We start from the raw sequence: 25,043 nt of genomic DNA, 5'->3' as shown, positions 1-25,043 counted from the left end.
AATATGTTATCACCGAAGAAAATGAAAGGGAAGAGTTATCCGGAGTAATACAGAAAGCAGCTTTTCTGAAACGCAGAAAGAGGCAAAACTTTGAAACTGCCAAAAGCGCTTCAAATTGAACTGCAAATTATTGGTAGTCCCGCTTATGTAAAAAATAATTAGACCAATTAAGTGTACAGTCTGGCGTTACGGAGGGGGGAAGATTGGAATCAAATCTTACCAACTAATTGCCGGGTTATATAATTTAGCCTAACCCTATGGGGCATAAGAGTGGAAAAGCAGAAAAACTGCACAAAAGACCACGGAACATGTCGAAATGGTTAAAAAAGGAGAGACTTCAATTACAGTGTTGGTTAAAAACAAAATTAGAATGAATTTACATTACTGGCAAAAGCGATTGACTGCAGCTGATCCAGGATTAGTAAGATTGCGTTTTGCGGTGAATATTGTATTGACGGTCTTTATTGCTTGTTTTACGATGCTTATCCTTCTTCAAACCGCTTCGGAAACAAACCTAATTCCAGTAATGTTAACTGGACTAGTTGCACTACAGGCTAATGTAATCGTTAATGATCTTACAGAAAAAGCGAGGAAGATAACAACGTATTTATTTCCTCTAGCCAGCGCATTGGCAGTAACAGTCGCAGCGGGTGCTACATTGATAGGCCACCATGTAGCAGATTTTATATTTGTGCTGATTATATTCATTGCTTTTTATTTACAGAAGTTTGGTGGGAGATACTTTACCCTTGGTTTAATTAGTTTCTTGTCCTTTTATTTTTCCTTAATGTATATGCAGGAAGTAACACTTTCTCAATTGCTATGGTGCTATGCGGGAATTTTTACAGCGACAGCTTCAGCGTATCTGGTTAATTTTGTTCTTTCGAAGGAACAATTAGGTAAACAGCTGAAGCGCAGCATGTCATCTTATCATATACAGGCAAATCTAGTGTTACATCAAATGATAGAATCGGTTCAAAGTAAAAAGTCGACTTACAAAGAGAATAAACGGAGTATTTACATTCTCCACGAATATACAAGAACAGTAGTAAGCTTATTTAAACGTTATGACCCTAATAAAGTCTGGGCTTGGGTCAACATGAATGAGCTGCGAACCTATATCTTTAACACCAATATATTAATCGAGCAACTCTCCACTGCCTTTGAAAACATGCAGGATTTAGAAAAATCCACGTCAGAAAGTGTCCGGCCTATATTATTACAAATTGCAAAATCATTAAGAGCAATAGAAATGCTGGAATCAGTGGAAGAGGTTCCGTTTGAAGATCTAAAATCTGCAGTTAATAAATTAAGTGTCGTATTAAAAGCGTCTGGATTATCCAAAGTAGAAAACGAGACTGAAGAAAGAGCATTATATGTACTGCGCCGGGTGGTGCAGGCTAATCGGAATGTATTGGATGGAATGACCAGCATCCATCAGAAATATATCGAAAAAGATCTGCCGAAGCTTGCTGCACGAAAGAGAAATATACCTGGATCAGAACAAGAGTCATTAGGAAGAAGGCAAGGTGCAAAGACGTTGGCACCTTCAACCAAAAAGGGATTACAAGCTGCATTTGCCAGTGCAGTAGCTATTGTTTTAGGCCACCTCTTATCACCTGACTATCCATATTGGATTGTATTGGTTGTTAATATGATCATTTTAGGTACGGAAACGAGAGGTAGAACGATTGCAAAAGCGTCGGAAAGATTGAGTGGTACGATATTTGGAGCGATTGTTGGAATCATCGTTGCACAATTTGTTGACGGAAGTCCATATATTACAGGAATTTTATTGATGTTTAGCATTTTTATGGCTTATTATTTAATGGCCTTATCATATGCCGTTTTTATCTTTTGGATAACGATGTTACTTACCACCGCTTTTCTATTAATCAATGTGCCTGGTATTGAACAAGTATTACTCTTACGAACATTTGATACCATTATTGGCGTATTGTTAGGTACTTCCGCAGCTTCCTTTATCTTGCCACATCGAACAACTGATAAAATAAAACACTCGATGGACGGCTATTTGCAAGATGTTAAAGAATTTGTTGACATGTATAAAAATCGTTTGGCTTCTCCAGACCATTCGCATGTATATGCGGATAAAGCACTACTGTTAGATCAGAAACTTTATCACATAAAAAGTGAGGCTAATTCGGCAAAAAGATGGAAGAAGATCTTAACGCGTACAGATATAAATGAAAATATAACTGTTCTTACGGTATTTAATGATTATGTAAAACATCTTGCTTCCTCAGGGCATCATAAGCAAAAACTTGAGATGGATGTAAATATCATGAATGCTTTAGAGATTATGGATAAGAATCCAGATAGGAATTTAGATGATATAATTCATCTCTTTAATCAAAAGATGAACGTATGGGAAATGGCTTCAACTACTGATAATGATGTGGAAAATGAAAGCAAGAGCCCTATTTTATGATGTTCATCCTCGCCGAGTCTATGCCTTAGAAAGGCTAGGAGGTCCAGCCTTTACAAGAGACTTTCTAGCTGCTTACTCCTGTACCTCAGGATGATAGCGCATGTAATCATTTGAAAGGTAAAGAAATACCATCCGTCGAATTGATTTCTACAACTGGCGAAAATGTAGATCCTTCAAAGATAATGGGGAGACTTGATTTATATTTTTACCCCTTAATGGGAAATCCTAGGAGCTAGGGATGTACACCATAGGCTTGTTCTATTTGAGATCATTTTTAGGAATTACAAAAATTAAATACGAAGGTATCTGGTGTAAGCACTCAAAGTACAGAATATCAAAAGGAATTCTCTGAACGGATTCATTTACCTTATCAACTCTTTATCAAATGCTTTAAGCCTCCCATTATTTGAGGAATATTCCAGGAAAGGGCGCAATCGTCGAATAACTTACGTAGAAAATGATTAAACTTTTTTATAAAAATTATTTATTGTTTCACAAAGAAGGAATCCATTTTGATCAATCTTTTTTTAAAAAGTGGATTCCTCTTGTTAATGGTAAGTTGCGAGTTTGTGAGGTGTTTCTAATCAAACTTTATTTTAAACCAACACTAGTGTTATTTTCGATCTAAACAATTTCTAATGTTATGATTTTATAAATTACTCACTTTGTGTTTTGATTTATGATACTTGTACAACTTCAAAGATCTATTGAAGAGAAGAATAGTGGCGATACCCAAGACTATGTATAAAACCGACATACCCCAAGAACCAATTATTGCTCCTAGAATTATTCCGAGAGACCCACTTATTCTTCCCATTTGTATAGAGAGGCTATTAATGGCCATATACGAACTTCTTGCTTGTTCATTTACTATATCAGCTAATAGCGTTTGCCTCATTGGAACATATAGCAATTCCCCTACAGAAAAAATTAAAGCTGCAACTAAAATCACCCAGAAAGAGTTACTGATGGTGATGACAGAAATTCCTCCCACAAATAATATTATTCCTAAATAAAATATAGAATCAGAATTATATTTTTTTAATAGTTTTATAGACATAACAGATATAACTAATACAACAATTGTGTTCTCAAGATTAATGATTGACACCATTCTTAGACCATCTATATAGATATCGTTGAATTTCCATAAATTGATTTGCGTTATTGGGAATTCTTGATCTAGTCTTACTGCGATATAATTTGTTATTTGATTCATAATAGAAAACAATAATATACCTGAATTATTCATACTTCCAAGTGCTGTGTGAATTGAAACTCAAAACTAAGGATTTTTACTTTAGCTACGCAGGAAAGCCAATGATTCTCGATAAAAATCATGAAACACAACGAAGAACACTAGAAAATTCCTGCTTTTTGACAGACCACTCCCTTGGTCTATATCAAGGTAAAGAAAATAGGTATTTAGGTTGACTTATTCTAACTTTAGACGCTGAATTTCTTTGGAGAACCTTCCAGAAGAATTCTTGGTACACAAAACTAGAGGACAATTTAAAGTAGAATGATCGTCCTGATTTCACCAATTTACTAGCAACTTTAATGATTCTGGTCCGTATGGTCTCAATTTGCATTGTTTTTTGTGGTTCTGGAAAGCAAAGTGTGCGCAGCCAGTTTGTTAGGTTGTACGCTAATAGACTTACCATCATTTTGGCTTCATTTACTTGAAAAGAGTGGCTGTTCATCTTATCCAAATAGAAACCATTTTTGGCTTCCTTGATATAGTTTTCCATTGTACCCCTCTTTTGGTAAGTGCGAATGATATCTTTTGGAGAGAACGCATCTATTAAGTTTGTGACAAAGAATGAATGTGTAAAAAATAATTCACCTGTCGGGCGTACAGATTGGATGATTACCTTTCTTGGCTTGGACCATGACTTAGCTTGATATACTGTTTCCTCAAAATAGATTTCTGTTTTGGAAACATCAGACGGCACAGTTGAAGGATGAAGTTCATCTGCAAGTCGCTGCAAAATGGCATTGGATTTCAGACGAATGACGTAATAAACGGACTCTTTTTTACATAAGTCATACAAAGCTGGGACGGCAAAGCCACTGTCCCCACGTAAGAATGGTATGGTTTCTGGGTATTTATCATTGTAGTGCTTGATTAATGGTTTCACAAAATCTACAACACCATTGGAAGTATAAACATTTCCTGGTCGTAGTTTAGCTTTTAGAAAATCGCGTGTTATGCCGTCAAAAGCAACCAATGGGTGGAAACCTACTGTCCCATAATGGGTATTATAAGATGCGGATTCCTGTTCACCATACGTATCTGCATGAGTTGAGTCTAGGTCAATGATGAGTGCTTTTGATTCTCGAGATTGATGCATTTTATCTAAAATTTCTTGATTCGCTTGATTTAATTGTTCAATGGACTTTTCATCAAATCGAGTGTAAAAGCGAGATAAACTTGGTTGAGATGCCAAAGAATTTGTACCAATGATTTTTGTGAAAACAGGATCATTCGTCAGTTGATCAGCATCGTCATCCTCATCATAACCAGCAATGTTTTGATAAATCTTTTGACGGAGTAAATTTTCATTCGAATGAAAATAGTATTTTCTATCATCATTTAAATGGAGATGTTTAGCAAGGGTCTGAGAGAATTCCACTTTTTCATCGAATTCCCTAAAAAGGAATTCGCCCGTATCAGAAGATAGGGAACCTCCATCATTTGATAATTTAATTTGACGATTGAAATCTAGTGTTAATTGCGGTAAAGTAGCCATTATAAGAATCCTTTCTGTAGGTTATTTGGTCGTACTTTTAACTCTAGCAGAAATGGATTCTTTTTTCATTTATTTGATGCATGAACAATTTGGCTGAATTACTTGTTAGACAAGTATTATTAAGTGATCAAAAAATTTCTATGAATAATTCAGGAGTAATTATGAAATTCATTCTATTATAAAAAATTATTGTTTAATCAAACAGAAAACCATTATTTTGATTAATCTTTCTTTCAAAATAATGGTTTTTTAATTACTGCTGGTATAAGGCTTAAAGTTGGATTTTATTTAAACTTTATTTAGCAACACCAAACACACTCAGGCTTAAGACACCTTACTTATTAAAAAATTGGAAAACGATGCTCCTTGCTTTCAAATGGATAACAAACAGGTTATGATAGACAAATTGCCATAATAAAATATTTTTAATTATAGAAAGAATGAGGTAGGTATGAATGACATCCCAAACATATAACAGAAAGACAATTGTTGCCTTGCTATTGGCAGGAGCATTTATTTCAATTCTAAACCAGACGACGATGATTACGGCGATTCCTCCAATTATGAAAGAAATGCATATCAGCGCGAATACAGGCCAGTGGTTAACAACCGTTTTTATGCTCGTTAATGGTGTGATGATCCCCGTTACAGCCTTCTTAATTGAACGCTTTACAACACGGCAGCTCTTTATTTCTGCAATGAGCATTTTTGCCTTTGGAACGTTGATTGCAGGGGTTGCGCCAAACTTTGGTGTTCTGTTACTTGGACGGATTGTGCAGTCAGCGGGTGCTGGAATTATGATGCCACTAATGCAAACTGTCTTTTTGTTAATTTATCCGATTCATAAGCGTGGTGCAGCAATGGGACTGGTAGGCCTCGTTATCCAGTTTGCTCCAGCTATTGGGCCTGCCCTGTCCGGATGGCTCATCAATGCCTATTCTTGGCGTGTTATGTTCTTTGTCATTTTGCCTATTGCCCTTTTGCTGATTGGTCTTGCTGTGCGTGCCATGAAAAATGTTACAGAACTGACCCGTCCGAAAGTCGATATCTTATCAATTATTCTATCCTCATTTGGGTTCGGCGGACTGCTTTATGGCTTTACCTGTGCAGGAAATTTCGGCTGGGGAAATTTTGTGACCATTCTTACCTTAACAACAGGTGTGATTGCTTTGGTTCTGTTTATTGTAAGGCAGCTGCGGCTTGACCATCCGATGCTGGAATTCAGGGTATTTAAATATTTTATTTTCACATTGACGACTGGTATCGGGATGCTCGCATTTATGGGTCTCATTGGGATTGAAACATTGATCCCGCTTTATATGCAAAATATGCGGGACTTTACAGCGATGGAGTCTGGATTGGCCATTTTACCTGGGGCACTTGTCATGGGGTTGATGTCACCGATCACAGGGCGTATTTTTGATAAAATTGGTGCTAAATGGTTGGCAATTACGGGATTAACCATCATGGCTGTCACGACGCTGCCATTTGCAACCCTGACGACTTCTACTTCGTTTGCTTATCTGACTATTTATTATTCGATCCGAATGTTTGGATTGTCGATGGTGATGATGCCCGTGACAACGGCTGGATTAAATCAATTGCCAAAGCGGTTAATCGCACATGGGACAGCGATGAATAATACGATGCGCCAGGTCTCTGCTTCAATTGGAACAGCGATTATTGTAACCGTCATGACCACGACAGGAGAAGCGGCAAAGCAGGATCCAGCGATTTTAAAGCCGATGATACATGGCGTGAATGTTGCCTTCATGGTGATCACTGTTCTTTCTTTTGTTGCGGTTATTTTATCCTTTTTTATAAAGAAAACCTACCCTCCGGAGGAAGCAGACAAGTCAGTGGGTCTAAAAAACCGTTAAGAAGTGAAATGTTACTCGATTTTTTCATGAAGATATTCTTCGCTGTGAATAGAAATACTCGGTAAAGTTTGAAACCAGAGGATGACGTCAAAAGGAGATTTTTATTGGGCCAATACATCTCTCTGGATTAAAACTTTATTCAAAAGTATAAAGTTTTGTCGATTTAAAATAAAGATTGATATTTTGTAAATAGATTGATGATTTATAATAAAGTTTGATTAAAATAACCTCTGTGGGTAAGATGCCTTAGGAGGTTATTTTTATTTCAGTATTAAAAACTCCAAGATGTTTTATAAAATAGGAAGTTATTTGTTGACAACAATACCATATAGGGGTATGGTATAGGTATAAAAGAAAAGGAAGTGATTCATTTGGATAAATTCTTACATGATCACCCAAGTAAACCAAGAACAAAAGATGAAAAACAAAAGGTCATTAACCGTTTAAAACGTATAGAAGGCCAAGTTCGTGGCATACAAAAAATGGTGGAAGATGATCGCTATTGTGTAGATATTTTAGTACAAATTAGCGCCATTCAATCCGCATTAAAAAATGTAGGCTTCTCTGTCACAGAACGACATATCAACCATTGTGTCAGTGACGCGATTAAACAAGGTGAAGGTAATGAAACGATTGAGGAATTAATGAGTGTATTGAAGCAATTTTCTAAGTAAGGGGGGAGCCATTGTGAGTGAAACAAATCATGCAACACTTGGTGTAACAGGAATGACCTGTGCTGCATGTTCCAGTCGTATTGAAAAAACTTTAAATAAAATGGACGGTGTGGAAGCGCAAGTTAATTTAACGACAGAAAAGGCAACGGTAGACTATGATTCAGAAAAAAATTCCATTGAAGATATTACGAAGAAAATTGAAAATGTCGGCTACGGGGTTTTAATGGAAAAAGCAGAATTAGATGTTTTGGGAATGACCTGTGCTGCATGTTCGACCCGTATTGAAAAGGTATTGAATAAGCAAGAAGGGGTAAAGAACGCAGCAGTAAACTTAACAACAGAAACTGCAGCTATAGAATATAACCCAGGACTCACAGATATCAAAGCAATAATTGATAAAATCAAAAATGTGGGTTATGATGCGAAACCGAAAGCAGAGGCAGCGGAAAAGCAAACACATAAAGAAAAAGAACTACTACACAAGAAGACGAAGTTAATTATTGCAGCTGTGTTGGCTGCGCCGCTATTAATAACCATGTTGGTTCATTTATTTGGCATGAATCTACCGGATATATTCATGAATCCGTGGTTCCAATTTGCTTTGGCAACGCCCGTACAATTTATTATCGGATGGCAATTTTATGTTGGTGCCTATAAGAACCTTCGCAATGGTGGAGCGAACATGGATGTGCTTGTTGCATTAGGTACAAGTGCTGCTTATTTTTATAGTTTATATGAAGCACTTAAGACAATTGGCAATCCTGAATATATGCCACATTTATACTTTGAAACAAGTGCTGTATTAATCACATTAATTTTATTTGGTAAGTATTTGGAAGCCAGAGCAAAAAACCAGACAACAAATGCACTATCTTCTTTACTTAATTTACAAGCAAAAGAGGCTCGTGTTATTAGAGATGGAGCGGAGGTTATGATTCCTGCAAGCGAAGTCGTTGTTGGTGATCGATTGGTTATAAAACCAGGCGAAAAAATACCTGTAGATGGTAGGCTTGTAAAAGGAAAAACATCTGTTGATGAATCGATGATAACCGGTGAATCCATTCCGATTGAGAAAGATGTAGATGCTAGCTTAATCGGTTCAACGATAAATAAAAATGGTTCGATTGAAATCGAAGCAACTAAAGTAGGGAAAGATACTGCGCTTGCATCGATTATCAAAGTGGTGGAAGAAGCTCAAGGATCAAAAGCGCCCATTCAACGTTTAGCGGATGTTATTTCAGGTTATTTCGTACCGATTGTTGTTGGCATTGCGATTCTAACATTTATCATTTGGATTTCATTTGTCCAGCCTGGAGAATTTGAACCTGCCTTAGTTGCAGCAATTGCTGTACTTGTTATTGCCTGTCCATGTGCGTTAGGGCTGGCAACACCAACATCCATTATGGTTGGTACAGGAAAGGCTGCAGAGAACGGAATTCTTTTTAAGGGTGGAGAACATCTAGAAAGAACGCATCAGTTAGATGCCATTGTTCTAGATAAAACAGGAACCATCACAAAAGGAAAACCGGAAGTAACAGACTTTTCTGGTGATGAAGAAACATTACGATTGTTAGCTAGTGCAGAAAAAGGATCGGAACATCCACTTGCAGGAGCTATTGTGGAATATGCAACAAAGAATGCTATTGATTTTGTGGAAGTCGATGAATTTGATGCGGTACCTGGTCATGGTATTGAAACTAAGATTTCTGGAAAACACGTTCTTGTTGGAAATAGAAAATTAATGAATGATCATCAAATTGATATTGGTGCTAACGAAGCGAAATTAGTTGAATTTGAAAACTATGGCAAAACAGCGATGTTGATTGCTATTGATGGAAAGTATCGTGGAATTGTTGCGGTTGCAGATACCATTAAAGAAACAGCACCACAAGCAATTAAAGAGTTACAGGAACAAGGCTTAGAAGTGATCATGTTAACAGGGGATAACGAAAGAACGGCTCAAGCTATTGCAAAACAAGTAGGAATCGACCATGTGATTGCTCAAGTGTTGCCTGAAGAAAAAGCGGATAAAGTCAAAGAAATTCAGGTCAAGGGTAAAAAGGTAGCGATGGTTGGTGATGGTGTGAACGATGCACCTGCGTTGGTTACTGCAGATATTGGAATTGCCATTGGAACTGGTACAGAAGTGGCAATTGAAGCTGCTGACCTTACGATTCTTGGCGGTGAACTATTGCTCATACCGAAAGCAATCAAAATCAGTCATGCAACGATTAAAAATATCCGTCAAAACCTCTTCTGGGCATTCGGCTACAATACAGCGGGAATCCCGGTTGCAGCAGTCGGATTACTTGCACCGTGGGTTGCTGGTGCAGCAATGGCATTAAGTTCGGTAAGTGTTGTTTCTAACTCTCTTCGCTTAAAAAGAGTGAAGATATAATTTTTTCTCCCACAGGTAACGTGCAGTAATAACCCCACTGTTTGAAGTTTCGTTTTATATAACTTTAAAGGAGGTGAAAAAGTCATGGAGAAAACATTAAATGTACAAGGCATGTCATGTGGTCATTGCAAAATGTCAGTTGAAGGTGCATTAAACAAATTGGATGGTGTATCAGCAGCTGAAGTTAATTTAGAAGCTGGTAAAGTAGATGTTACTTTTGATGAATCAAAAGTAAATGTTGATGCCATGAAAGAAGCTATTGAAGAACAAGGCTATGATATTGCCTAAATATAAGAATGAAGATCTGGTTTTCTGTTATGAAAACCAGATCTTTAAACCTCCGACTAGAGGCTGATTTAAATATTATCTGGAAAAAGCATCAACCCCTGGGCAGAAACAGGAGGCCCATCGTATCCCAAAAAAGGCATTTCCAAATAGAAACGCCCTTTTAAAAGTATTGAAATTAACGAATCTCATAGCTGGAAGCAAAAATGGGATGCTGCTACACAAAAACCAATCACTTATACACCCCGTATGTTTCATTGATATCTTGAATGAAAATGATTCCATTACCTGGTTCATCTATATTGAGTTTTTTATTGATGGAAGAAACAATAGCATCGGTGCTTTTCTTCTCTGATAGAATCAATACAATCTCTTTCTCTGGTTCGATTTCCATCGAAAAGACTTTACTAGTTTCATGGATTCCTGAACCTCTTGCATTGATAATTGTACCGCCTTTTGAGCCAGCTTCAGTGGCTGCATCGATGACATCCTCTGCATTTCCTTTTTCTATAATCACCGTAATAGCATGATACATTTTTTCTTCTGCACCTCCGCTTTCTTTCATACGATCGCTTTTAAAACTGCTTGCACCAAGTATTTGATTGATTGAGGTAGTAAAGGCTATGCCGCGATTTGGCTTTGAGAATTTAAATTTCGCATCTAATTTTTCAAGCGCCTGACTGGCAGTCGTTTTATTGGATCCCATTAAAATAACTTCTTTTTTAACATTCGCCAGTCCCATCTTATCAAGGATTCGACTATTGATAGTCCCTTTTCCAACTAAAACAGTCCCCCCTGAAATACCATGCTTTTTAGCAGTTTGCATGATTTTACTTCCCAGTCCAGCGTTTACGATAATGCAAACTAATTCAAGATCCATTTTATTGCTGCTCGACATTTCGCTTTACTCCTCCTTTTCCTTTTTTGGATTTTAATTTAAAAACAAGACCTAATACCTGCAAGGCAATTAATGGTGTCATTGCTACCAATGCAATCATACCAAACCCATCCACTAATACATCAGCACTTGATATCGCTTCGGCAGCACCCTGGATAAATGCCAATATAAACGTTGCAGTCATTGGACCGGAGGCAACACCACCTGAATCAAAGGCAATCCCGACAAACAATTTTGGTGCGAAATAGGTCAATGCAATAGCAATTATATATCCAGGCAGCAGGTAATGCCATAGTTGAAGTTCAGGTATGAGTACTCGCAGTATTGATAAAAGAACTGCTATACCAACCCCAATGGAAAGGGTTCCTAAAACAACCTTCGCCTTCACATAGCCGCTCGTGACATCTTCTATCTGATCAGTAAGGACATGTACTGCCGGTTCAGCTAATATCGTAACGATACCTAAAACAAAGGCAATAACAATAATATATGCTTTATTATCCATGGATGCTAACGCATATCCTACTGTACTTCCAACGTCCATAAATCCAGCGTTTACGCCAACTAGAAACAAGACAAGTCCAATAAATGTTAAGAACAGTCCTACTAAAATTCTTTTGACTTCCTTCCCTGTCATTTTAAATGATTTTTTCTGAAATACAAGGAAAATTATTAAGATCGGTAACAAAGCTACAATAATTTCAGTGGTGATGGTTGGAAATTCATGTAGAAAAGGGCTGATTATCGAGTTTGCATCCGTATTCGTTTCTTCCAGACTCCCGGTCATTTTATCCGTTTGCATAATGATATTCATAATCATTACGGTTATGATGGCTCCTGTTGAAGCAATGGCTACTAATCCGAAACTGTCTTTCTCGGAAGCTTTACTATCTTTTTTTAATGTAGAAATACCTAAAGCAAGTGATAGAATAAACGGTACGGTCAATGCGCCAGTGGTGGCTCCGGATGCATCGAAAGAAATAGCTAAAAATTCAGGAGATGTAAATATCGCAAGTACAAAAATAATAAGATACAAGATTGATAATAGCTTGTATAGTGGAAAGTTGTAGACGATTCTGGTTAGACCGGTAGCAATGAGTAAGCCAATTCCGATTGATACAACAATAACAAGACTTGTCTTTGTTATCAGTCCTGACGTGACCATTTCAACCTGTCCGGCAAGGATGTGTAAATCAGGCTCGGCAATGGAGATAAAAAAGCCCAGTAATAAACCTGCAATTAATAGGATCCAGATCTTATTTGACCTCGCAATGGCTTTTCCGATTGCTTGACCGATTGGAGTAATTCCAATGTCAACTCCAAATAAAAAGATAGATAATCCAATAATGATTAAAATCGCTCCAATAATAAAGCGGGTAAATAGTGAAATGTCAAGAGGTGTTAGCGTAAAACTTAAAATTAATACCATAACGGTAATGGGGAGGACTGCCATTAAGACTTCTTTTAACTTCGAAACGAGTACATTCAAAATTCAGTCATTCCTTTCTCTTTTTTTACAGAATCAGAACCATAGTCGAGTGTTATAAATTGACATCCACTTTCACTAAATGGTTTTCATTTTTGTCAATTCCAATATAATGCAGCGTTTCAGAGGGCGAATGGTGATTTAAAATTTTTGCTATAAATGAGACAGCAATTCCTTTACGGTACGCATGATAACCGAATGTTTTCCTTAATGTATGTGTACCGATTTTTCCGGTCATTCCCGCGTCTTTTGCTGCCTTATTAACGATACGGTAAGCTTGTTGCCGGGTAATGGGATGATTATCCTTTTTTGATTTGAAAAGGTAGTCCATCTGATCGAAATCAATTTTGGCTAGATAAGTTTTTAGCTCTCTTTCCACACTCCTATTTAAATAGAAAGCTTTTCCTTCATGAGTACAGGGGTCTGCGATATGTAAAAAATCCCTGATTGCTGTTCCATTCCACACATCATTTACTTTTAATGAAAGTAAATCGCTAATCCTTAAGCCTGTATTAATTCCAAGGACAAAAAATAATAAATCGCGCTGTGAGTGCAGTTTCAATATCCTTTTAATTTTTTTAATGTCTTCAACATTCCTTATAGGCTCAACGAATTCCATAAGCAATCCTCCAATATCTCATGTTACATAATTATATCATACCTTATGATATGTAGCATTAATCTCCACCCCTATTTGTCGGAAAATTAATACAGTAAGCAGCAATTATGTATTTTATGGTAATACTGAAATTTAGTTCGGGGTAATTATTTGTTAATAACTCAACTTTTGCAGCGTGAAATGGACAAATAAGCCTTGATAGAATGAGGAAGGATGGAGATTCACTGCTCAAGTTGACTTGGATTAATCACATTTAATCAAGCTGTGACTGTTAGACTCTTTTCTATAAGCACGCGCATTTCCCGCCGTCCGGGATCGTTCCGGGTGGGGGGAAGAGGATAAGTAATTTCCTCCTATGGCAGTCCGCTGAATCGGAGCTGTATTTTTCGGATGTATATTTTCCCGATTTCACGGGGGAGATGCTTGCCAAGCGATTGGTCACAACCGGTGAACGGTTATTTGAGCGGATGAATGACACCATAACAATGAGAAATGAAAGATTTCTTTTTCCATTATTACCCCCATCCGGCGTCACTCCGCAAAACTAAACTGGGACAACAAACCTGTCCCCATGTCCCGCTTAAGATGATATACTTGCCTTGAAAGTCAAAGGGGGTTTGAAGTGAAAATGCGTAACAGATATATTGGTATGCTTATTGGTGGGATTATCGGGGTTGGTGTTACAAGTCTTATCGTGGGTAAAATGCAATGGGGATTATTAATCGGACTTCTTAGTGGTATAAGCATTGCTGAATGGAGAACAAAAGGCAAGGAAAGTCCAAGTGATGCTGAAACTGATAAAAATGTTGATAATAAAATTAGGAAATTTATGCTCTCAACAATGGGTTTATCCTTCTTTCTGTTGCTAATCTATTTGATTGTGTGTGATAAAATACTAGATCAACAATTCATTAAGGTAAGATATTTGATTTATTATGTTTTAGCAACATTCTTCATCTGTCTATTTATCGGACCTGCGATTCTAAGAAGAAAATAAGAGTTTAAAACTCCTGTAGTTTGTTTGAGAAAGGAGTGATTTAGATGAACATACTTATGGATATCCTATTTTTAATTGCCTTCGGTTACGCTGGTTATAGATTTATTCAGGTATTGATAAAAATGAAGCAGAATGTTATTTTTCCGATTAAAGAAGAGGAGATTGCTGCTATTCGAATTTACCAACAAAAACCGGTGAAATTTCCGACCTATACCGAACAAAAAGCCGGAATCATTATGTATTCCTTCATCCTTCTATTTGTATTGATTATGTTCTTCATCGGAAGGTTGTTAATGGACTCCGAGTTGTCATTCTATCCATTGATTCTTCTTCCTTTGTTCTATACATATAATTTTCTCGATTTATTTGCCGTAGCGGATGATGGCATAATTTGTGGTGCCCGCTTTATAGCCTGGAATAAAATTAAATCATTTGAATTTGTAAAAATTGACATCAACCATAAATATTATGGTTTCTCTAAAGAGGTCAATGATAAATATGAGTTGAGAATTAAGGGCAAATTTCGCTTTATCAGTTGTATTGTTACTACAGATGAAGTTAAGGAGAGGCTGAACAGTATTTTAAATGGACATGTAGCAGTGAATGAAAGGGGGGAATAACAATACTCCAGCCAGTGCGTCTATAATTTTAACAATCATAAAAAGACGTTAGAGTTAGACAGTTTAAGAAAAAGTGTTTTATGGGTGTTCTAGCCGTCCTTAAATATTCGATTCTCCCAATAGCGGCAATTAGCCTATTGGCACCATGGATAGCTGGTGCGGCGACAATGGCATACAGCTCTGTAAGTGTTGTTTCTAACCCCCTTCGATTAACGCAATGGCATATCATCATGCAAATGGTTTGTGGATTTAGTCACAGGTGATGTTACGTATGATGATGCAAAGGTTACTACGCAAGACATGCAAGAAGTGATAGAAGATCAAGGCTATGAAACGTTAATGGAATGAACCATAATTATTTAATAACATACAGAAAGAGAAAAATTTAAACAGTAACACCTCTAATTTAGTCGTATTTTCTGTAGAGTGGCTACTTTTAAATTCCTAGTGTGAGTTACTCTTTTACACAATTATGGACAAAGGTAGAATGAAGTTAAGCTATCAATAATTTAAACATATTGCTTTCTGCTTAAAAATTCCTCATTTTACCATTTTTAAAATACATGTATCTAAGGAGATTGAAAAAATTCTATGGATATACCCATTCTTTATGAAGACAATCATTTACTAGTGGTTGAAAAACCAGTTAACATACCTGTTCAGGAAGACAAATCTAAAGATAATGATCTTCTGACATTGTTAAAGCACGATTTGAAAGTTCGTTATCAGAAACCGGGCAATGTGTTTTTGGGGCTTGTTCATCGTCTTGATCGGCCAGTTGGTGGTGCAATGGTGTTTGCCAAAACGTCCAAAGCTGCTTCAAGGTTGTCTGATGTGATCCGCAGAAATGCACTTGAACGGAAGTATTTGGCCGTTGTCAGAGGGGCCCCAGCCAAAACGCGCGCAAAATTGGAGCATTATCTGATTAAAGATAAACGTAAAAACATTGTACATACCGTGCCTGCCAGTCATGAGAAGGCAAAAAAGGCGTTATTAAACTATGAAACAATTAATCGAATGAAAAACTTGAGTTTGTTGTCAGTAAAGCTTCATACGGGGAGGCCCCATCAAATACGTGTTCAACTTTCCGAATTAGGAACTCCAATCTATGGTGACCAAAAGTATGGCCAAAAGGTAAATAAACCTGGCCAGCAGATCGCACTATGGGCACATGAATTGCAATTCAAACATCCTACGAAAGATGAAGTGGTTACAATCAAGTCCTTCCCACCGAAAGAGTACCCATGGAATCACTGGCTAAATTATTGTAAAGGTTAAAAGGTGAAAGTAACAGGGCAGGAATTGCTCTGTTACTTTCTAAAATTATGGCTGTTTTTTATATAGGGATGCATTAATCATTCCACCGATGAGCAGGACCACAGCCGTAAGATAAAACCAGACCATCAAAGCAATGATACTTCCAAGCTGTCCATAGAATTCAGCGTAATTACCAATACCAGCAAATCTTGAAAATACAATGGATACAACTTGCCAGCCAATCGTTGCAAAAAGTGCTCCTGGAAAAACACCTCTCCACGGTACTCTGATACTAGGAACAACCTTGTACAGTATGGAAAAGAAAAGATACAAAAATAATGTGCCAAGTCCCCATCTCGTTAAAAACCATAAGCGGTACCATAATTCATCCACTGTGACCCTGGTTAGAACGTATGTACGGATAAAGTCCTCAATAATTGGGACAAGTAAGGAAAAGGAAAAAATGATCATAAAGCCTAAAGTAAGTAATAAATCACTAATAACCCCTTGTAGGAAGAAAGACTGTTTGCGTTTAATATCGTAAGCTTTGTTTAACGATCGGACGAGGGATTGGATGGCCATTGAGGCAAGCCAAAAAGCAGCTATGAGACTAAAAGACAACAATTCACCTCGTCCTTTATCCAATATGCTTTCCAATGTGTTACGGACAACGATATATGTATCATGGGGGGCAAACGGTTCGATCATGACAAGTATGTTATCCGGATCAATCTGCAGAAAGCTAATCAGAGAAAAGAGGAAAATTAAAAAAGGGAACAATGATAACATAAGATAATATGCCATTTGTGCCGATTGGTCATAGAATCGATCGGCAAAAAAGCGGACAAGAATTTGCTTAGTGGTTGTTATTAAATTCACAAATAAATTCTCCTTTCTCTCACGATAGCTGATGCATGTCCATTTAGTTTAATCCTATGACGAAAAACGTTTTTTTATCCAATCGAATCAGAAATTGACAGGGTTGACGATTTTACTTCTTTACATTCGTGACCCAGATCAAAATGTTGTGATGGTCTGTACTAGATGAGAAAGGTTCAGAAATCGTCATATGACTTCCACTTTTAATGTTATGCTAAAATAATAGCAGGAGGGAACGTGATGATCTATATAGGTTTAACGGGATGGGGGGACCATCATTCTCTATATCCTGCTCACATGAAAGCGAAAGATAAACTACCTGAATATAGCAGTCATTTTCCGGTTGTGGAAGTCGATGCATCTTTCTATGCGGTACAACCTACTAAAAATGCTTTAAAGTGGATGAGGGAAACACCGGAAAATTTCCGTTTTGTTGTGAAGGCTTATCAAGGAATGACAGGGCATCAACGTCAGGAACTTCCTTTTGCGACAAGAACAGAGATGTTTCAGGCCTTTAAGGAATCCTTACAACCATACCAAGATGCAAATAAACTGGCAATGGTGCTATTTCAATTTCCACCATGGTTTGACTGCAAGAAAGAGAATGTCGATTATTTACGGTATTGCAAACAGATGATGGGGGATATTCCGGTTGCGCTTGAATTTAGGAATCAATCTTGGTTTAACGATAAGTATCGTGCCAATACGCTTTCTTTTATGAAACAGGAGGGCTGGATTCATTCCGTCGCTGATGAGCCACAAGCTGGAGATGGATCGATTCCGATTGTGCCTGTGACAACGAATGAAAACATGACATTAGTACGGATGCACGGTAGAAATCTGCATGGATGGAATAAACCGAACGGAGCTGACACAAACTGGCGGGAAGTTCGCTATTTATACAAATATAATCGTAATGAGCTTTTGGAATGGAAAAACAGAATCATTCAGCTGACAAAGGATACGAAAGATATTATCGTTTTATTCAACAATAATTCGGGTGGAGATGCAGCGGGTAATGCGAAGGAGTTTCAAAACATGCTTGGGATTGAATATGAAGGACTTTCGCCAAGGCAGTTGGATTTATTTTGATAGGTATATACTGGAAAAAGGAGACTTGTACGGTAAGTTAAGCAATCCTTGATAAAATTTTGCTTAATATATATCTTATGAGTAAAGATCCCCTGTGGAATAATGTTTTCCACAGGGGATAAATGAACAAATGGAGGTCTCTCGTTTAATTCCAACTGTTAAGTAAACTTTGAACAGCATTATTTAAGCTTTCTTTCGCTTCTTTGTTAATGAATTTACCCATCGCTTTGTTGTTTAAATGTTTCAAGAATCCTTCCATCTTTTTAATAGCTTGATGATGATGACCTTTATTTAATTGATGTTCCGCTTGTTTTACCTTGTTGGTAAGTTTTTTGGCCAATGGATGATCCATATCACCAGATTGTTTGTATGCTGCAACATCCTGTTTAATCGAGGATAGTGTTACTGGTTCCTCTTCATCTGGCGTTAGATCCATCGCATATTTGGCAAAGCCGTCTGTCCCCTCGCTAAGATATGAGATGTTTCCGTCTTGCTGGATGAATTGCTGTGCTTCCGATGATGACTGGAATATAAGCTGTGCATCACCGTCAATCGGCGCAAATGACCAGTTATCGTCTGCTGATGGATCGATTGTGCCGTTTTCTTTGATATAATCGATTACTACTTGCCTGTTTTCTGCCTGTGGAGAAAGGACAATTTGGCTACCATCTAAACTCGGGAAGTTACCCCCTCCACCAGCACGGTAGTTATTTGTTGCAACGAGAAATTCCTGCTCGTCTTGAACGTTTTCACCATTGTATTGTAAATTCACGATGCGATGGGTATCCGGATTGATTAGTTCACCATCACGGTTATAGCGGGTTGGTTCTGTAACATCAATTTCATATGTGACACCATCGATCACATCAAAGTTATAAGTTGGAAAGTCATTGTTAACTAACGACTGCTCTTCCGATGCGTTCAGGTCAATTTGGTTAAACTGCCCCGCAGCCATTTCTAGCCATTCATGAATTTGATCCCCGGTTAGTTTTACAACTTTCAAGGTATTTGGATATACGTAAAGGTCAGATACGTTTTTAATGGCAATCGGACCTTCTGGAATATAGGTATAGTAGCTGGATCCGCTTCTGCCGCCGGCTTTAAATGGTGCAGCGGCTGATAAAATTGGCAATCCTTCATACTCGGTACCCTTAACAGCCTTTTCCGTGTACCATTTTTGTGCGTTTGAAACAATTTGTACCGATGGGTCATCTTTGACAAGTGCAAAGTAACTATAAATTGGTGCAGTAGTTTCACCAACTTGAGATCGAATATAGTCAAGTGTTGCCTGGTGATCTTCGGAAATGGCGTCTAAGATTTCTTGATCCGGTTCTACAAGTGCTTCACCGGTACTGTCATCGTAAATTGATTGTACTTCGGCACTGGAATCGATCACTTCCCAATTGTCTCCGTTCTTTTGGAGTTTTAGATCGATGATTCCTAAGTGGTTACCCCAGAATCCTGCTTCAACGGAAGGTACACCATTGATCGTCCCCTTTTCCAAGTTAACCCCAGGGATTTCCGCAAATGTCTTACCTGGAAAAACTTCGTGAGCATGGCCAAACATGATTGCATCAATGCCTTCCACTTCTGTTAAGTTGTAAGTGGCATTCTCTTCACGTTCCTTTAATTCAACAGACCCCAGTCCGGAGTGTGGAACTGCAACAATAACATCAGCACCTTGTTCTTTCATTTCTGGAACATATTTTTGAGCCGTTTCATAGATATCTTTGGTAATTACTTTTCCTTCAAGGTTTGTTTTGTCCCATTGCATGATTTGTGGTGGAACAAAGCCGATGACTCCCACATTTACCGTTTGTGTATTACCGTTTGAATCCATTACTTGTTTAGGTAAAATTTTGAATGGCTCAAAAAACGGCTGATCGTTCGTTGGGTCATCGTCACCATCGTCATAGTAGACGTTTGCATTGACGTATGGGAAATTAGCATCGTCAATTGCTTCTTTTAAATAATCGATTCCATAGTTGAATTCGTGGTTACCAATATTTCCTGTGTCATAGTCTAATAGATTCATCGCCTTGTAAACAGTATGTACTTCTCCTTCTTCAAGTCCTTTTTGGGCGATGTAATCCCCGAGCGGGTTACCCTGAATTAGGTCACCGTTATCAAATAGCATGCTATTGTTAACTTCGCTTCGGGCTTGCTTGATAAGCGTTGCTGTCATTGCTAACCCAAATTCGTTTGTCTCCTCATCTTGATAATAATCGTAATTTGCAAGATGTACATGTATATCTGTCGTTTCCATAAGTCTCAAGTTGACAGTGCCTTCTTCAGTCTCTTCTGCGCTTGCAGAGTTGTTACTAAGTGGTATAGAAATAAGCAGGATTGATAAGAACATGAGTGCAATTTTAATCCTAATTTTCATCATGAAACCCCTTTCAATTTTTTGTTCAATTACTAGATTAAAGGAAGATTAGCCATTTTGGAATAGAGCAATGGTAATGGGAGAAATGGATTAATATTGGTGTGAGGAAGGCTTGTTACGCAATTTATATATATTCGATCGCTCATGCTATAATAAAATGGAAAAGTCGCTAATGAGATGTGATTTAAATAAAAAGTGGTATGAATACGACTTCATACCACTTTTTCAATAGGGAAGAGTTGAATATTAAGAATTATTATTGACCTGCGATATTATTCTTTCGGCAATCGTTTCATTAGCAGATTCCAATTCTTTATGTTCATCAACCGAATCCCCTGCAAAATTATCTTCTTCATTTAAAGGATTATTCGTGTCTAATCCGTTATTGACACTAATCTCACCATCCATATTTGCCTTTGTCGGAAATGGGAACTTCTTTTTTGGTTTATCCGTCATTATTATCACCTCGTAAAATAGCTTGTGTACCGCAGTGTTTTTTATGCTATTGAACGGGAAAGTCGAAACTATATGGATCTTTATGTCAGATAATCATAACTGGAATGCTTCTGCGAGTAATTCGATGCCTCTTAACCGGTTTTGAAATCCTGAAACGTTTGGTATGATCATGACTTCATCCGCCTGAAACCAATTAGCAACCTTTTCAATCTCTTCTTTTACTTGTTGGGGAGTTCCAATGATCATGCGTTTCCGATTTTCGCTTACCTTTTCTTGCTCAACAGAACTAAAGCCTCTGCGTTTTGCAGTTTCAATTGAAGGATAATAGGCAGGGGGATTGTTCGATTCAACAAATAATAGCCATAAATCAAAAGCTTTAGCTATTTCCTCTGCTTCTTCCTCTGTATCGGCAACCACAGCAAATAGGGCTATCATGGTATTAGGAATTTCGAGTAAAGACGAAGGTTTAAAGTGTTTTCGATAATTGGTAACTGCCTCAATACCTTTTTCAGATGGGTTAGCAAAGTGTCCAAAAACATAAGCGGATCCGTTTTCTGCAGCAATTACCCCACTTCGGCTGCTAGTTCCGAGCATCCATATTTCTGGACTTGTTTTTGTTTTCGGAGTTGCCATCAACTTACGGAAGCGATGGTCTTCCAAGGTATTATCTGTAAGGTATTTTTGTAAATCCTTAACTTTTTGTTCATAGGATTGCCGGGTCCCTTTTTCTTCATTCAACGCTTTATTTACAATTTGATAACTAGGCGACCGACCTACACCTAAGTCAATTCGATTCGGATGAAGTGCCTCTAACATTCGAAAATTCTCTGCAACCTTATAGGAACTGTAATGTGGTAACATAACCCCTCCTGATCCGATACGAATAGTACTGGTAGAAGTAGCTAAATGCATCATCAGCATTTCTGGACTGCTGTTTGCAACTGACAATACATTGTGATGTTCCGACACCCAAAAACGTCTGTAGCCAAGCTGATCAGCTCGTTTTGCCAATTCTGTTGTTTGTAGCAATGCTTCACGTGCATCTGACCCTTCATCAACGGGTGAATAATCAAGAATATTTAAAGAAAACATTACAAAAACCCCTTTAGGTTAAAAATACAAAAGTGCTGTCTACAATTTTCCTATATTGCATGAGGGATAGCAATTAAATGAATTTTAATGGTTTCCCATAAAATTAGACTATTTTCCGAATAAATTTAAATGCATGGTACGAAACGTTATAGGATGTTCATATTCCATATTTTTTAGTATTATAGGTTATGGGCCTATTATAAGGATAAAATTTAGGAGGCAAACATATATGGCAGAGAAAAAGAAACAAAACAAAAAACAAGTAACAGGTAAAGGTATTGTAACAGGAACAATTGTTGGTAGTATGTTAGGTGTAGCTACAGCATTGCTTTTTGCTCCTAAACCTGGCAAAGAATTACGTGGTGACATTAGATTCCAAGCGGATACTGTAAGAAGTAAAACTGTCGACAAAACAAAAGAACTTGGCGATACTACAAAAGCTCAAATTACTGAAATTAAGACCGAGGTATCTAATAAATCAAAACAAGTTGATAGTAATAGTATAGATAAGGTAGAGAAAAGTGAAAAAGTGGATAATAAGCAAGATGCCCAATCGCAGTCAGATAAAATGGAAAAATCAAAGAAAAATGACACCGCTGAGAAGGAAATAAAAGAAGAAAAAGTACAACAAAATAAAGAGCCAAAAGAAGAAAAGGCAAAAACAAGCAAGAAAAAAATAGAAGCTGCAAATACAAAAGAAACGAACAGTAAAAAAAGTACGAAAAGCAAGTCCGCTTCCACAAAGCAAACATCGTCTACTTCAAAGAAAAAGACACAATCTAATAGCAGTAGTAAAGCAGAATCAAGTAAAACGACAGCAAATAAAAGTACGTCTAAGTCCGGAACAGATGCAAAAGAAAAAGCTGCTAAAAAAGCAACCGCTAAAAGTGAATAACTGCGTTTGATCTTGATCCGAGTAAAATCCAATTCTGAAAAAAGAAGAACCAATTCACCATAGTTACATGTAGAAACAGAATATCCTTAGTACTTGTATCATATTGACTAACGATATAGGATCTATGGTGAATATGATTCTTGATTAAATGTTATTTGTGTTAATTAATTGTTCATGTAATTGAATGATTAAGCCAAGCCTATTCCTAATGTGAAAATAGGCTCAGCTAAATCAACTAATATGGATTTGCATCATTCCCTTTTTGTTCAGCTTGTTTAGGGGCCTTTTCACTATCCTTATTTCCTATTGGGTTTTTGCTTGATCCATCCTTAACGGAATTTGCTAAACCTTCCCGTAAACGACGACCATATTCTTCATCTGCTTCTTCCGCAAGAGCGACCATTTTATCTTGAATTCTTTGGTCACATTGAGAGAGATCTCCAACTAGATTTGAAATTAATTCGTCTTTTTCCCAGTCTTCAAAACTGCGATAGGTTTGTCCAGCTTGCTTTGTGTTACTTTGTCTGTCAATGGGTTCACGAACAAGTTTTCCTTCAACCTTTGGTGTATGTTCTTTACCGACTTGCTCAGCTTCTTTTAATCCACCTAATATGGATGGTTCATAATTAATGTGAGGGTTTTTCCCAGGTGTATGCTCTGCTTCGTGACGCATTTGCCCGCCTTCTTGGTTTGTTGCCGTTCGTTTTTTAGCTGCATTAATTGGCAGCTGTAAATAGTTGGCCCCAACACGATAGCGTTGTGTATCGGAATAGGAAAATGTACGACCTTGTAGCATTTTGTCATCAGAAAAATCAAGTCCATCTACAAGTACTCCTGTTCCAAATGCTGCTTGCTCTACTTCTGTAAAGTAATTTTCGGGGTTTTTATTTAATACTAGTCTGCCAACTGGTAACCATGGGAATTGATCCTCAGGCCAAAGCTTTGTATCATCAAGCGGATCGAAATCCAATTCTGGATGGTCATCATCACTCATAATTTGTACATAAAGCTCCCATTCCGGATAATCACCACGCTCAATTGCATCGTATAAATCCTGTGTTGCGTGATTAAAGTTTGATGCTTGGATCTCATTTGCTTGTTTAACCGTCAAGTTTTTAATACCTTGTTTTGGTTCCCAATGATATTTGACAAGTACTGCTTCCCCCTCGCTATTCACCCATCTATAGGTGTTTACTCCAGAGCCTTGCATCATACGATAATTTGCAGGAATACCCCATGGTGAGTAAACAAATGTAACCATATGGAAGGTTTCAGGTGAGTTAGCACAGAAGTCAAAAAAACGCTGACTATCTGGAATATTTGAAACTGGATCTGGCCTAAATGCATGAATCATGTCCGGAAACTTCATCGCATCACGAATAAAGAAGATTTTTATGTTGTTCCCTACTAAATCCCAGTTGCCATCTTCTGTATAAAATTTGATAGCAAATCCACGTGGGTCTCTTAATGTTTCTGGAGAATGCCTTCCATGGATCACTGTGGAGAAACGAACAAATACAGGTGTCATTTTCCCTTTTTCTTGAAACACTTTTGCACGTGTATATTTTGAAACAGGTTCATCACCAGCCGTTCCATATGTTTCAAAATAACCATGAGCACCTGCTCCACGCGCATGAACAACCCGCTCAGGTACAGGCTCTCGATCAAAGTGACTTATTTTCTCAATAAAATCATAGTTCTCTAATGTTGCGGGGCCTCGGTTCCCAACGGTTCTGATGTCTTGATTATTGGTAACAGGATGCCCTTGTTTATTTGTCAGTGTATCATCGTTCTCGATATTGGTTTGAGGACTATTGCGATTTGATTGTTCGTTGGCCATTGGTCTCATCTTCTTTCTGTTATAGTTTTCGTCATTTACGTTACCCAATATAGTTTAAATAATGCATTCCATCAGGCGACTTTA

19 protein-coding genes and 2 pseudogenes are annotated in these 25,043 nt (G+C 37.6%); 11 read left to right on the top strand and 10 right to left on the bottom strand.

The features are described from left to right. Positions 1 to 316: 316 nt before the first annotated feature. The gene (locus C8270_RS03065; RefSeq protein WP_106495371.1) at positions 317 to 2,452 is read left to right on the top strand and encodes an FUSC family protein; all 2,136 of its coding nucleotides are present in this window, start codon (positions 317 to 319) and stop codon (positions 2,450 to 2,452) included. A gap of 649 nt (positions 2,453 to 3,101) precedes the next feature. On the opposite strand, the gene C8270_RS03060 is transcribed toward C8270_RS03065, so the two are convergent. Beyond that, positions 3,102 to 3,704 carry an MFS transporter gene (locus tag C8270_RS03060; protein WP_106495368.1) on the bottom strand — a complete coding sequence of 201 codons (603 nt, stop codon included), beginning with the start codon at positions 3,702 to 3,704 and terminating at the stop codon, positions 3,102 to 3,104. A gap of 183 nt (positions 3,705 to 3,887) precedes the next feature. Next, positions 3,888 to 5,205: pseudogene (locus tag C8270_RS03055) on the bottom strand (IS1380 family transposase). A gap of 455 nt (positions 5,206 to 5,660) precedes the next feature. Here C8270_RS03055 and C8270_RS03050 point away from each other — a divergent pair. The 4 genes from C8270_RS03050 (at position 5,661) to copZ (ending at position 10,445) form a co-directional block, all read left to right on the top strand. Continuing rightward, positions 5,661 to 7,085: an MDR family MFS transporter gene (locus tag C8270_RS03050; RefSeq protein ID WP_106495363.1), complete on the top strand. Its 1,425-nt coding sequence runs from the start codon at positions 5,661 to 5,663 to the stop codon at positions 7,083 to 7,085. Positions 7,086 to 7,456: 371 nt separating this feature from the next. Then, entirely contained in the window at positions 7,457 to 7,759 is a 303-nt protein-coding gene (locus tag C8270_RS03045; protein ID WP_106495360.1) for a metal-sensing transcriptional repressor, read from the top strand. Between the two features lie 13 nt (positions 7,760 to 7,772). Next, positions 7,773 to 10,157 carry a heavy metal translocating P-type ATPase gene (locus tag C8270_RS03040; RefSeq protein WP_106495358.1) on the top strand — a complete coding sequence of 795 codons (2,385 nt, stop codon included), beginning with the start codon at positions 7,773 to 7,775 and terminating at the stop codon, positions 10,155 to 10,157. Between the two features lie 84 nt (positions 10,158 to 10,241). Next, entirely contained in the window at positions 10,242 to 10,445 is a 204-nt protein-coding gene (gene copZ / locus C8270_RS03035) for a copper chaperone CopZ (protein ID WP_106495355.1), read from the top strand. A 229-nt stretch (positions 10,446 to 10,674) separates the two neighbouring features. Here copZ and C8270_RS03030 read toward each other — a convergent pair whose 3' ends face one another. Genes C8270_RS03030 through C8270_RS03020 form a run of 3 tightly spaced genes read right to left on the bottom strand, consistent with a single transcriptional unit; the run spans position 10,675 to position 13,445 of the window. Continuing rightward, on the bottom strand, positions 10,675 to 11,340 hold the full coding sequence (locus C8270_RS03030; RefSeq protein ID WP_106495353.1) for a P-II family nitrogen regulator: 666 nt from the start codon (positions 11,338 to 11,340) through the stop codon (positions 10,675 to 10,677). Beyond that, positions 11,324 to 12,829 carry a DUF1538 domain-containing protein gene (locus C8270_RS03025; protein ID WP_106495352.1) on the bottom strand — a complete coding sequence of 502 codons (1,506 nt, stop codon included), beginning with the start codon at positions 12,827 to 12,829 and terminating at the stop codon, positions 11,324 to 11,326. Before C8270_RS03025 ends, C8270_RS03030 begins: the two co-directional genes overlap by 17 nt. Positions 12,830 to 12,881: 52 nt before the next feature. Beyond that, positions 12,882 to 13,445: a site-specific integrase gene (locus C8270_RS03020; RefSeq protein ID WP_106495349.1), complete on the bottom strand. Its 564-nt coding sequence runs from the start codon at positions 13,443 to 13,445 to the stop codon at positions 12,882 to 12,884. Positions 13,446 to 13,771: 326 nt separating this feature from the next. Between C8270_RS03020 and C8270_RS20740 the strand changes: the two are divergent. From C8270_RS20740 to C8270_RS02995, 4 genes and pseudogenes are all read left to right on the top strand, one after another. Continuing rightward, positions 13,772 to 13,870, top strand: a pseudogene (locus C8270_RS20740) (undecaprenyl diphosphate synthase family protein); the annotation flags it as partial. Between the two features lie 197 nt (positions 13,871 to 14,067). Next, a complete protein-coding gene (locus C8270_RS03010; protein WP_106495345.1) occupies positions 14,068 to 14,442 on the top strand; it encodes a hypothetical protein in 375 nt (124 codons plus the stop codon). 44 nt (positions 14,443 to 14,486) lie between these two features. After that, positions 14,487 to 15,062: a hypothetical protein gene (locus tag C8270_RS03005; RefSeq protein WP_106495343.1), complete on the top strand. Its 576-nt coding sequence runs from the start codon at positions 14,487 to 14,489 to the stop codon at positions 15,060 to 15,062. A gap of 591 nt (positions 15,063 to 15,653) precedes the next feature. Further along, the gene (locus C8270_RS02995) at positions 15,654 to 16,340 is read left to right on the top strand and encodes an RluA family pseudouridine synthase (protein ID WP_106495338.1); all 687 of its coding nucleotides are present in this window, start codon (positions 15,654 to 15,656) and stop codon (positions 16,338 to 16,340) included. Between the two features lie 45 nt (positions 16,341 to 16,385). On the opposite strand, the gene C8270_RS02990 is transcribed toward C8270_RS02995, so the two are convergent. Further along, the gene (locus tag C8270_RS02990) at positions 16,386 to 17,198 is read right to left on the bottom strand and encodes a YihY/virulence factor BrkB family protein (RefSeq protein WP_106495335.1); all 813 of its coding nucleotides are present in this window, start codon (positions 17,196 to 17,198) and stop codon (positions 16,386 to 16,388) included. 240 nt (positions 17,199 to 17,438) lie between these two features. On the opposite strand from C8270_RS02990, the gene C8270_RS02985 reads away from it, so the two are divergent. After that, positions 17,439 to 18,290 (top strand): DUF72 domain-containing protein, encoded by an 852-nt coding sequence (locus tag C8270_RS02985; RefSeq protein WP_106495333.1) that lies wholly within the window; start codon positions 17,439 to 17,441, stop codon positions 18,288 to 18,290. 145 nt (positions 18,291 to 18,435) lie between these two features. On the opposite strand, the gene C8270_RS02980 is transcribed toward C8270_RS02985, so the two are convergent. From C8270_RS02980 to C8270_RS02970, 3 genes are all read right to left on the bottom strand, one after another. Further along, positions 18,436 to 20,679 (bottom strand): bifunctional 2',3'-cyclic-nucleotide 2'-phosphodiesterase/3'-nucleotidase, encoded by a 2,244-nt coding sequence (locus tag C8270_RS02980; RefSeq protein WP_106495331.1) that lies wholly within the window; start codon positions 20,677 to 20,679, stop codon positions 18,436 to 18,438. A gap of 243 nt (positions 20,680 to 20,922) precedes the next feature. Next, the gene (locus C8270_RS02975; protein WP_106495329.1) at positions 20,923 to 21,132 is read right to left on the bottom strand and encodes a hypothetical protein; all 210 of its coding nucleotides are present in this window, start codon (positions 21,130 to 21,132) and stop codon (positions 20,923 to 20,925) included. A 93-nt stretch (positions 21,133 to 21,225) separates the two neighbouring features. Continuing rightward, a complete protein-coding gene (locus C8270_RS02970) occupies positions 21,226 to 22,224 on the bottom strand; it encodes an LLM class flavin-dependent oxidoreductase (protein ID WP_106495327.1) in 999 nt (332 codons plus the stop codon). A 229-nt stretch (positions 22,225 to 22,453) separates the two neighbouring features. Between C8270_RS02970 and C8270_RS02965 the strand changes: the two genes are divergently transcribed. Further along, complete coding sequence (locus tag C8270_RS02965; protein WP_158701580.1) at positions 22,454 to 23,119, top strand: YtxH domain-containing protein; 666 nt, start codon at positions 22,454 to 22,456, stop codon at positions 23,117 to 23,119. A 235-nt stretch (positions 23,120 to 23,354) separates the two neighbouring features. Here the strand turns inward: C8270_RS02965 and C8270_RS02960 are convergent, their stop codons facing one another. Then, a complete protein-coding gene (locus C8270_RS02960) occupies positions 23,355 to 24,959 on the bottom strand; it encodes a catalase (RefSeq protein WP_106495323.1) in 1,605 nt (534 codons plus the stop codon). Between the last annotated feature and the right edge of the window lie 84 nt (positions 24,960 to 25,043).

This window comes from Lentibacillus sp. Marseille-P4043, assembly GCF_900258515.1.
In the GTDB taxonomy this organism is placed as follows: Bacteria; Bacillota; Bacilli; order Bacillales; family Amphibacillaceae; genus Lentibacillus_C.
Note: the sequence above shows the minus strand (reverse complement) of the source record. Positions and strands in the feature narration are given on the sequence as shown.